Annotated in this window: 9 protein-coding genes; all 9 read right to left on the bottom strand. The window is 72.8% G+C overall.

Going from position 1 to position 8,942, the window contains the following annotated elements; all coding sequences use genetic code 11:
- Positions 1–203: flavodoxin-dependent (E)-4-hydroxy-3-methylbut-2-enyl-diphosphate synthase (locus AB0G56_RS39165; protein ID WP_360980158.1), on the bottom strand; the 203-nt coding region annotated here is incomplete at its 3' end.
- A 4-nt stretch (positions 204–207) separates the two neighbouring features.
- Positions 208–1,230 carry an adenosyl-hopene transferase HpnH gene (gene hpnH / locus AB0G56_RS39160; protein ID WP_360980155.1) on the bottom strand — a complete coding sequence of 341 codons (1,023 nt, stop codon included), beginning with the start codon at positions 1,228–1,230 and terminating at the stop codon, positions 208–210.
- Positions 1,231–1,235: 5 nt separating this feature from the next.
- Positions 1,236–1,925 carry a 1-hydroxy-2-methyl-2-butenyl 4-diphosphate reductase gene (locus AB0G56_RS39155; protein WP_360980152.1) on the bottom strand — a complete coding sequence of 230 codons (690 nt, stop codon included), beginning with the start codon at positions 1,923–1,925 and terminating at the stop codon, positions 1,236–1,238.
- The gene (gene shc, locus AB0G56_RS39150) at positions 1,925–3,949 is read right to left on the bottom strand and encodes a squalene--hopene cyclase (RefSeq protein ID WP_360980149.1); all 2,025 of its coding nucleotides are present in this window, start codon (positions 3,947–3,949) and stop codon (positions 1,925–1,927) included. Before shc ends, AB0G56_RS39155 begins: the two co-directional genes overlap by 1 nt.
- Positions 3,950–4,062: 113 nt before the next feature.
- Positions 4,063–5,202, bottom strand: coding sequence for a polyprenyl synthetase family protein (locus AB0G56_RS39145; protein ID WP_360980167.1), 1,140 nt, complete (start codon positions 5,200–5,202; stop codon positions 4,063–4,065).
- Between the two features lie 44 nt (positions 5,203–5,246).
- On the bottom strand, positions 5,247–6,752 hold the full coding sequence (hpnE, locus tag AB0G56_RS39140; RefSeq protein ID WP_360980146.1) for a hydroxysqualene dehydroxylase HpnE: 1,506 nt from the start codon (positions 6,750–6,752) through the stop codon (positions 5,247–5,249).
- Entirely contained in the window at positions 6,749–6,889 is a 141-nt protein-coding gene (locus AB0G56_RS39135) for a DUF6380 family protein (protein WP_360980143.1), read from the bottom strand. The genes hpnE and AB0G56_RS39135 overlap by 4 nt, the downstream gene beginning before the upstream one ends.
- On the bottom strand, positions 6,889–7,839 hold the full coding sequence (hpnD, locus tag AB0G56_RS39130) for a presqualene diphosphate synthase HpnD (protein ID WP_360980140.1): 951 nt from the start codon (positions 7,837–7,839) through the stop codon (positions 6,889–6,891). Before hpnD ends, AB0G56_RS39135 begins: the two co-directional genes overlap by 1 nt.
- Positions 7,836–8,732: a squalene synthase HpnC gene (hpnC, locus tag AB0G56_RS39125; RefSeq protein WP_360980137.1), complete on the bottom strand. Its 897-nt coding sequence runs from the start codon at positions 8,730–8,732 to the stop codon at positions 7,836–7,838. The genes hpnD and hpnC overlap by 4 nt, the downstream gene beginning before the upstream one ends.
- Positions 8,733–8,942: the final 210 nt, after the last annotated feature.

Genomic DNA, 8,942 nt, shown 5'->3' with positions numbered 1-8,942 from the left:
ATCTGGCAACCCGACGCCGTCAACTCCGCGATCTGCTGCAACGTGGCACCGATGTCCGACGTACGGGTCGTCGTCATCGACTGCACCGACACCGGGGCCCCGCCCCCGACGGCCACCGGCCCGACCTGGATCCGCCGCGACACGCGTCGCTCGGCGATCGGCCGGGCCGGCACCTCGGGAAGGCCCAAGGAAACGGCCGTCATGGTCTCAGCCCCGGTTTCCCGAGACGGTCTCGCGCATGGCGCGCAGGGACTCCTTGAGGGACCCCATGGTGGCCAGGACGGCGGTGGGCTCGTAGCCGCAGTGCGCCATGCAGTTGGCGCAGCGCGGGTCCTTGCCGCGGCCGTACTTGTCCCAGTCGGTCTTCTCGATGAGTTCGCGGTACGTGGGGACGTAGCCGTCGCTCATCAGGTAGCAGGGGCGCTGCCAGCCGAAGAGCGAGTAGTTCGGGATCGCCCAGGCGGTGCACGGGAAGTCGACCTTGCCCTCGAGGAAGTCGAGGAACAGCGGGGAGTGGTTGAGCCGCCAGCGCAGCCGGTTGCCGCCCGAGAAGGCCTTCCGGAACAGCTCGCGGGTCTGCTCGACGCCGAGGAAGTGCTCCTGGTCGGGCGCCTTCTCGTAGGCGTAGGCGGGCGAGATCATCATCTCGTCGACCTTCAGGTCGTCGTTGAGGAAGTTGAGGACCTCGACGATGGTCTGGGGGGTGTCGGTGTTGAAGAAGGTCGAGTTGGTGGTCACCCGGAAGCCGCGCCGCTTGGCCTCCTTGATGGCCGCCACGGCCTCGTCGAACACGCCCTCCTTCGCCACGGACTCGTCGTGCCTCTCGCGCAGGCCGTCGATGTGCACGGCGAAGGCGAAGTAGGGGGACGGCTTGAACTTGTCCATCTTCTTGCGCAGCAGCATGGCGTTGGTGCACAGGAAGACGTACTTCCGCTTGGCCACCAGCTGGCGCACGATCTCGTCGATCTGCGGGTGCATCAGGGGCTCACCGCCCGCGATGGACACCATCGGGGCGCCCGACTCCAGCACGGCACCCACGGCCTGGGCGACCGGCATGCGCTGCTTGAGCACCCCGGCCGGGTGCTGGATCTTGCCGCAGCCCTCGCACTTGAGGTTGCAGGCGAAAAGCGGCTCGAGCTCCACGATCAGCGGGAACTTGTCCCGCTTGCGCAGCTTCTGTTCGGCCAGATATGTAGCGACCTTGATGGACTGACGCAGTGGCATGGCCATCTGGCTCACCTCCTGGGGAGCAGCACATTACGGTGCCATTCGAAGAAAGTAGGGAGGACGGCACGGAGAACGCGGACGGCGGATATGCCGCCGCGCACCGTGCCGATGCGTACGAGTTCGTGTTCCGGGGCGTCCACGACCACCCGGACGGCCGCGACCGGGCGCCCGCCCGCGCGGACGGCGCTCAGCAGCGTGGCCGCCGACTCCATGTCGACCGCGATCGCGCCGGTGGCGCGCAGTTCGGACCGCTCGGGACCGCGCACGACGTGGTCGGAGCCGGTGACGGGCCCGGTGTGGACGGTGCGGCCGGGCAGGGCCCGGACGAGTTCCTTGACCAGCAGTTCGGTGCCGACGCAGGCGACCGTGCCGCGCGGGTCCCGGGTCTCCTCGGCGACGACCAGGTCGCCGGGGTGCATGCCGGGGGCGAGGCCTGCGCAGAAGCCCGTGGCCAGCACGGCGGCCCCGGCCAGCGCGGGCTCGGCGAGGGCCCGGGTGACGGAGCGTTCCGCCGCCCGCGGGCCCATGCCGGTGCGCAGGATGTTCACCGGTCCTTCGGCGCCGTGCCGCTCCGGTGCGCCCGCGGGGCGCCGCCGGCCCGCCCGCCGCGCGCCGCGCTCACCGCTGCGCAGGGCGAGGTGCTCGATGCCGAGCGCGCAGGCGATCAGCAGCGGGTCCGGGGCGGGCCGTGTGTTCATCAGCTCGCCTGGGCCTCGACGCGGGGCCGGTTGCCCGGCGCCCGGTCGGCGAAGGGGTCGCCGTGGACGTAGCGGCCGAGGGCGGTGAGCGGGAAGACCTGCCGGTACAGGTGGTAGTTGATGGAGAAGTCCCAGGGGAAGCCGGTGCCGGTGAAGTACGGCTCGTCCCACGAGCCGTCCTCGCGCTGGGTGTCCGCCAGCCACTGGACGCCGCGCTCGACCGCCTTGGAGTCCTTCTCGCCCGCCGCGAGCAGCGCCATCAGTGCCCACGCGGTCTGCGAGGCGGTGGAGGCGCCCTTGCCGCTCCACTCCTTGCTGTGCTCGTAGGAGCGCAGGTCCTCGCCCCAGCCGCCGTCGTCGTTCTGCACGCTCTCCAGCCAGGCCACCGCGCGGCGGATCGCCGGGTGGGAGCCGGGCAGGCCTGCTGCCGTCAGGGCGGGTACGACGGAGCCGGTGCCGTAGATGTAGTTGACGCCCCAGCGGCCGAACCAGGAGCCGTTCGCCTCCTGTTCGGCGAGCAGCCACTGGATGCCGCGCCGGGTGCGCGGGTCGCGGGCCATGCCCTCGACGGCGAGCATCTCCACGACGTGCGCGGTCACGTCCGCCGACGGCGGGTCGATGACCTCGCCGAAGTCGCAGAACGGCAGCCGGTTGGGGAAGGGACTGGTGTTGTCGACGTCGAAGGCGCCCCAGGCGCCGTTCCTCGACTGCATCCCGAGGTTCCAGCGGACTCCGCGGCCGATGGCCTTGTCCACGCGTTCCGGGTCGTGGTGGCGGACCCGGCGCAGGGCGAGCACCACCTCCGCGGTGTCGTCGATGTCGGGGTAGTTGTCGTTGTGGAACTCGAACGCCCAGCCGCCGGGCGGCAGTCCGGGGCGGCGCACCGACCAGTCGCCGGGGCGCACGATCTGCTCGCCGAGCATCCAGTCGGCGGCCTTCACCAGTTGCGGGTGGTCGGCGGGCACGCCCGCGTCGGCGAGCGCGATGGTGGCCAGGCAGGTGTCCCACACCGGGGACTGGCAGGCCTCGATCATCCGGGCGCCGTCCTCGCGCCACACCGTGAAGCGCTCCAGCGACTCCAGGCCCGCCCGCATCACGGGGTGGTTGAGGTCGTAGCCCATCAGGTGCAGGGCGATGACGGAGTACACGGCGGGCGGCTGGATCCCGCCCCAGCAGCCGTCGTTCTCCTGCCGTTCGATGATCCAGCGGACGGCGGTGTTCATCGCGGCCCTGCGCAGCCGCTTCGGCGCCACCTTGCGGAACGCCTGCAGGCCCTTGTCCAGGCGCTGGAAGACGCCGTCCCAGCTCGCCGCCGGGGCGAGCGGCCGGGGCGGGTTGGGCCGCAGCGGGTCGGTGTGCAGTTCGTCCAGCGGGAACGGCGCGGGGCGTACCGGGCGCTTGGCCGAGACGACGGTGAGCGGCACGATGGTCTGCCGGGCCCAGCAGCCGAAGTCGTAGATGTTGAGCGGCATCCAGTCGGGGAACCAGATCAGCTCCGGCGGCATCTCCGGCAGGTCGTCCCACTTCCACCAGCCGAACAGGGCGAGCCAGATGCGGGTGAAGACGCGGGAGGCGGCGATTCCGCCCCGGGCGCGGACCCAGGCCGCCGCCTTCGCCATGTGCGGGTCGTCGGGCGCGTCGCCGGCCAGCCGGAGGGCGACGTAGGCCTCGATGGTGGTGGACAGTTCGCCCGGGCCGCCGTAGAAGGTGGCCCAGGTGCCGTCCTCGCGCTGCTCGCCGCGGATGAAGAGGGCGGCGGCGCGGGTGGTCGCCTCGTCGGCGATACCCAGGAACTGGCGCAGGAGCAGGTCCTCGGCGTCCATCGTGACGTTCGTCTCGAGGTCGCCCTTCCACCAGCCCTCGGCGTCCTGCTGCGCGAGCAGGAAGTCGGTGGCACGCCGGGTGGCGTGTGCGGCGGCTTCTTGTACCCCGGCCGTCACGGGGGTGGTGAGTACGCTTTCGCTGGCCGCGGCAGCGCGGGTCGGCAATGCGGCCCCGGTGCTTCCGTCGGTCGTCGCTGTCATGGCTTCCCCTTCGTGCAGTCGTGCAAGTCGTGCTGCTGTGGGTCCGCCGTCGACCGGTGCCCGAAACCTTTCGGCACCGGCCGGCGACTACGCGAGGGTGGTTGCGATAGTGATCATCTCTTTCGTACGACGACGAAGTCGGCGAGCTCGGTGAAGGCGGACCGGACCCGGTCGGGCATGTTCACGGAGTCGAGGGCTTCGATGGCGATGGTGTGCTGACGGCGCGCCTCGTGGGCCGTCCACTCGCGGCCGCCCGCCTCCTCGATGAGGGCGGCGCGGGCCGCGAACTCCTCTTCGGAGAAGTTCTCGAAGTCGCTTGCCTTGGCGTCGGCGGCGAGGATCTCGCCGAGCCGCTCGGAGGCTTCTCCGCCTGCCGCGAGCGCGGCCACCACCGGCAGGGATTTCTTGCGCTGGCGCAGGTCGCTCCAGGTCTGCTTGCCGGTGGCCTCAGGGTCGCCCCAGATGCCGAGGAGGTCGTCGACGGCCTGGAAGGCCAGGCCGAGGTGGTGGCCGTACTTCTCCAGCGTGTCGGCGGTCGCGTCGTCGGCGCCGCCGAGCACCGCGCCGATGGAGCTGGCGCAGGCGAGCAGTGCGCCGGTCTTGTTGCCCTCCATCTCCAGGCACTCGGCGACGGTGACGCGGTCGCGGTGCTCGTAGGAGATGTCCTGGGCCTGGCCGTCGATCAGGGCGCGGGTGGCGGCGGTGAGCCGGCGGGCGGCGCGGCCGGCCTCGACGGTGCCCAGCTCCAGCAGCACCTCGCCCGCGAGGGCGAACAGGGCGTCGCCGACGAGGATGGCCTGGGCGGGGCCGTGCACCTTCCAGACGGTGTCGCGGTGGCGGCGCTGTTCGTCGCCGTCCATGAGGTCGTCGTGCAGCAGGGAGAAGTTGTGCACGAGCTCGACGGCGACGGCGCCGGGGATGCCGACCTCGGGCGTGGCGCCGGTGACCTCGGCGGAGAGCACCGCGAGGGCGGGGCGCACGGCCTTGCCCCCGTCACCGTGCGCCGGGTTGCCCGCCGCGTCGATCCAGCCGAAGTGGTAGGCGGCGACGGTGTCCATGGGAGGGGCCAGGCGGTCGACGGCCTCCCGCAGGACCGGAGTGGCCAGGGTCCGGCCGCGCTCCAGCAGCGCGGTCACGTCCACCGCGGTCTGCCGAGCGGCCGGCGAGGCCGGGGGCACAGTGGGCACAGTCTCTCCTCTGGTCGCGGTACCGGCGGTGCCGGGCGCGCATGGCGTCGTGGGGCAGGCGGGAATGTGACGACAGGGCCTGGAGCCCGCGGCGGGCGGGCGGTGGACCTTCACCGGATCCCTCCTCGCTGGGCGGCGCCGGTCTCTCCCGGTTGTCGGCCGGGGCCCCGGGGGGTGTCCCCCGGGGAGGCGGAGGGGGCCGTCTCCTTCAGGGCGAAGAGACGGCTCGGGCGGGGCCGGCCCAGGGCGCGCAGCGCGGCGTCGGCCGCGCTCACGCCGCTGCGCACCGCGCTCTCCATGGTCGCGGGCCATCCGGTGGCGGTCCACGCTCCGGCCAGGTAGAGGCCGGGTGCCTTGGTGCGGGCGCCGGGGCGCAGCCGTCCGACGCCGGGGGTGGGGGCGAACGTGGCCGTGCGCTCCCGGGTCACGAAGAAGTCCTTCACCTCGGCGCCGCGGGTGCGCGGCAGCAGCCGGCGCAGCTCGGGCAGGTAGCGCTCGCGCAGCTCGGCGACGGGGGCGTCGATCTCGTCGTGGGCCACCGACTGCGACAGGGCCAGGTACTGCCCCTGCCGCAGTCCGGAGGCGTCGGTGCGGTCGAAGACCCACTGCACCGGGGTGCCGAGGGCGGCTACGAACGGCCGGGCGAGGACCTTGCGGTCGTAGACGACGTGCACGTTGAGGATGGGGGCGGTGCCGATGTCGAGCAGTCGTTCGGGGGCGTCCAGGGCGCCCGCCGGCAGCAGGCCGTGGGCCTCTCGCTGGGGTACGGCGAGGACGACGGTGTCGGCCTGGAGCGTCTCGCCGGGAACCTGAACGCTCCAGCCACCGTTCTCGTTGGTGGAGACGGAGGTGACGCGTGTACGGACCTCGGTACGGACGCCCGCGGAGTCGAGCGCCTTGCGGGCGAGGCGGTCGTGCAGTTCGCCCAGCGGGACGCGGGCCCAGCCGATGTCGGCCGCGCCCGGGTCGGACAGCAGACCGGTCTTGAACACCATCGCGGCCAGCCCCAGTGAGGCGTCGGAGGCGACCGCGTTGAGGGTGGCGACCCCCACGAGGTCCCACAGTGCCTCGACGGCACGGGGCGACTGGCCGTGCGCGGCCAGCCAGCTGCCGAAGTCCTGGGAGTCCAGAGCCGGGTCGGCCGGGTCCAGTGCCTTGAGGGCGAGCGCGGCGCGGCCCACCCGGGCGCGCTCGGCGAGCGAGAGGTGCGGGTACGTGGCCAGGCTGCGCCCGAGGTGCAGGGGTACGGGCAGCGCGTCGCGGCGCAGTCTGCCGAGCCGCCGTCCCTCGGGTCTGGCCGCGTCGAGGACGGGCACGTCGAGCCGGTCCTGCAGCGGGGCGAGCGCGGCGCCCTCGATCCGGTCGAGGAACCAGCGGTAGGCGGTGCAGCAGCGCAGGTAGACGTGCTGTCCGTTGTCGACGGTGAGGTCGCCGCGCCGGAAGGAGAAGGCGAGGCCGCCAAGGCGCGGCCGGCCTTCGAGCAGCGTCACTCGCACCCCGGCGTCGGCGAGGGCGAGCGCGGCGGTCAGGCCCGCGAGGCCGCCGCCGACGACGACGGCGTGCCGCCCGGGCACCGCCGCCGCGAGTGGTCCGCCCGGTCGCGTCCCGTCCGTCATCGTGCGCCCTCCCCTGTCCGTCCGCCGCGGTGGGCGCGTGCTCCCCGGCCTGCCGTCGCCGTCAGTGACGCCGTCCGGCACCGCAGGGTTGCCCGCGGGTCGTCGCCCGCGTGCTGCTGCTCGTCCTCCTGCCGCATCAGGCACGCCTCCTGACGGTCTGCCTGCTCACGTGCCGGGTGTCCAGCCCGGACAGTCCGCGGACCGCGACGTACGCCTTCTCGCGGCCGGGCAGGGAGACCCGGCCGCGCAGCACGGCCTCGGGTTCGCGTGCGATGCGGTCGAGCAGGCGGCGGTAGATGCCGGCCATGGCGGCGACGCAGGCGCCGCTGCGCCTGTCCAGCATGGGCAGCAGCTGGTAGCCCTCGGCGAACAGGGCGCGGGCGCGCCGTACTTCGAAGTGGACGAGGCCCGCGAAGTCGGAGCCCTCGGGCGGGGTGGGCCCCTGGAAGCCGGCCGAGCAGCCGAACTTGGCGAGGTCGTCGGCGGGCAGGTAGGTGCGGCCGCCCTGGGCGTCCTCGCGCACGTCGCGGAGGATGTTGGTCAGTTGCAGGGCCAGGCCCAGCGTGTCGGCGTACTCGGAGGCGCGCTCGGCGCCGCGCGCGCCGGGCTCGGTGCCGAACACGCCGAGGGAGAGCCGTCCGATGGCCCCGGCGACGCACCGGCAGTAGACCTTCAGGTCGTCCCAGGTCTCGTACGTCTCGCCGCGGACATCGGCGAGGACGCCGTCGATGAGTTCGTCCAGGCCGCCGAGCGGGATCGGGAAGGTGCGGGCGGCGTGGGCGAGCGCGACCGCGACGGGGTCGGTGTCGTCGTCCTCGACCGCGCCGTCGCGGATCCGGCCGAGCAGGGCCCTCGTGTCCTGGAGCCGGGCTTCCTTGACGGCGTCCGCCAGCGCGCCGTCACCGATGTCGTCGACGCGCCGCGAGAACGCGTACAGCGCCGACATGGCGCGGCGCTTGGGCGCCGGCAGCAGCCGGATGCCGTACGCGAAGTTGCGGGCCTGCTGTCCGGTGACGGCCTCGCAGTAGCTGTAGGCGGCGAGTACCGGTGCGGACGCGTGCTGTTCCGACTCCACGCTCCGGATCACCCCTCTCCTCGCAGAGTCACGCCCACCTCGCGCAGCAACTGGACCTTGCCGGGCTTGGGCGGGCCGGGAAGTACGTCGTGTTCGGCGGCGGCGATCGCGCGGATCGCCGCCCTCCCCCCTGCCACGAACCCCGCGAGCAGCAGCTTCAGCCTGCCGTGGACGCTACCCACCAGGGGGGCGCCTTCATTCAGGAGTTCACGGGCGCGTTCGGCTTCGTACGCGACCAGTGCGCGCACCGATGCGCCCGCGGTGGGTGTGGCGAGATCCGCCTCCTGGACGTGGAAGCGCTTCATGTCCGAGGCGGGCAGGTAGATGCGGTCGCGCGCGAGGTCCTCCGCGACGTCCTGGAGGTGCTCGACGATCTGCAGGGCGGTGCAGATCGCGTCGGAGCGGCGGATCCGCTCGGGGGTCGAGGTGCCGGTGACGGCGAGGACGAGGCGGCCGACGGGGTTGGCGGACAGCTCGCAGTAGGCCAGGAGGTCGTCGTAGGTCTCGTACCGGGCGACGAGCTGGTCCTGGCGGTTGGCGGCGATCAGGCCGAGGAACGGCTCGGGGGGCAGCGAGCACCGGCGCACGGTGGGCTGCAGGCGGCGCAGCAGGGGGTGGTGCGGGGTGCCGTCGAAGACGCGGCGCAGGTCGGCCTCGAAGGCGTCGAGGAGGACGAGGCGGTCCCCGGCGCGCTCGGGCTCCACGCCGAGCAGCCGGGCGTCGGCGCCGCCGGGGGCCAGGTCGCCGTCGCCGATGTCGTCGACCAGGCGGGCGAAGCCGTAGACGGCCATCAGGTCGGTGCGCCAGGCCCGGGGCAGGAAGAACGGTGCCACGGGGAAGTTCTCACCCGCGGCCTTGTCGAGTGTGGCGCGTTCCGGATCGAGCGCCGTATTCGCCCGCGTCATCGTCCGCTGCCCGGCGCGGGGACGGCACATGCTGCGGTGAGCAGGGGAGTTTCCGTAGCCATTGCCGTCACATCTCCCGTTCTACACTGCCGACCCAACACACACTATTTCGGACACGCCGCCCGGCCCTCCGGGCAGCGGCCCTGGCGGAGGGTGTCGCGCATTATCTCCCCACTTGCCGCTTTCCGGGACCGGTACAGCTTACGTTGT

This window comes from Streptomyces sp. NPDC021356, assembly GCF_040641015.1.
Taxonomy (GTDB): Bacteria; Actinomycetota; Actinomycetes; order Streptomycetales; family Streptomycetaceae; genus Streptomyces.
The sequence above is the reverse complement of the archived record's forward strand: the minus strand, read 5'-3'. Positions and strand labels throughout refer to the sequence as shown.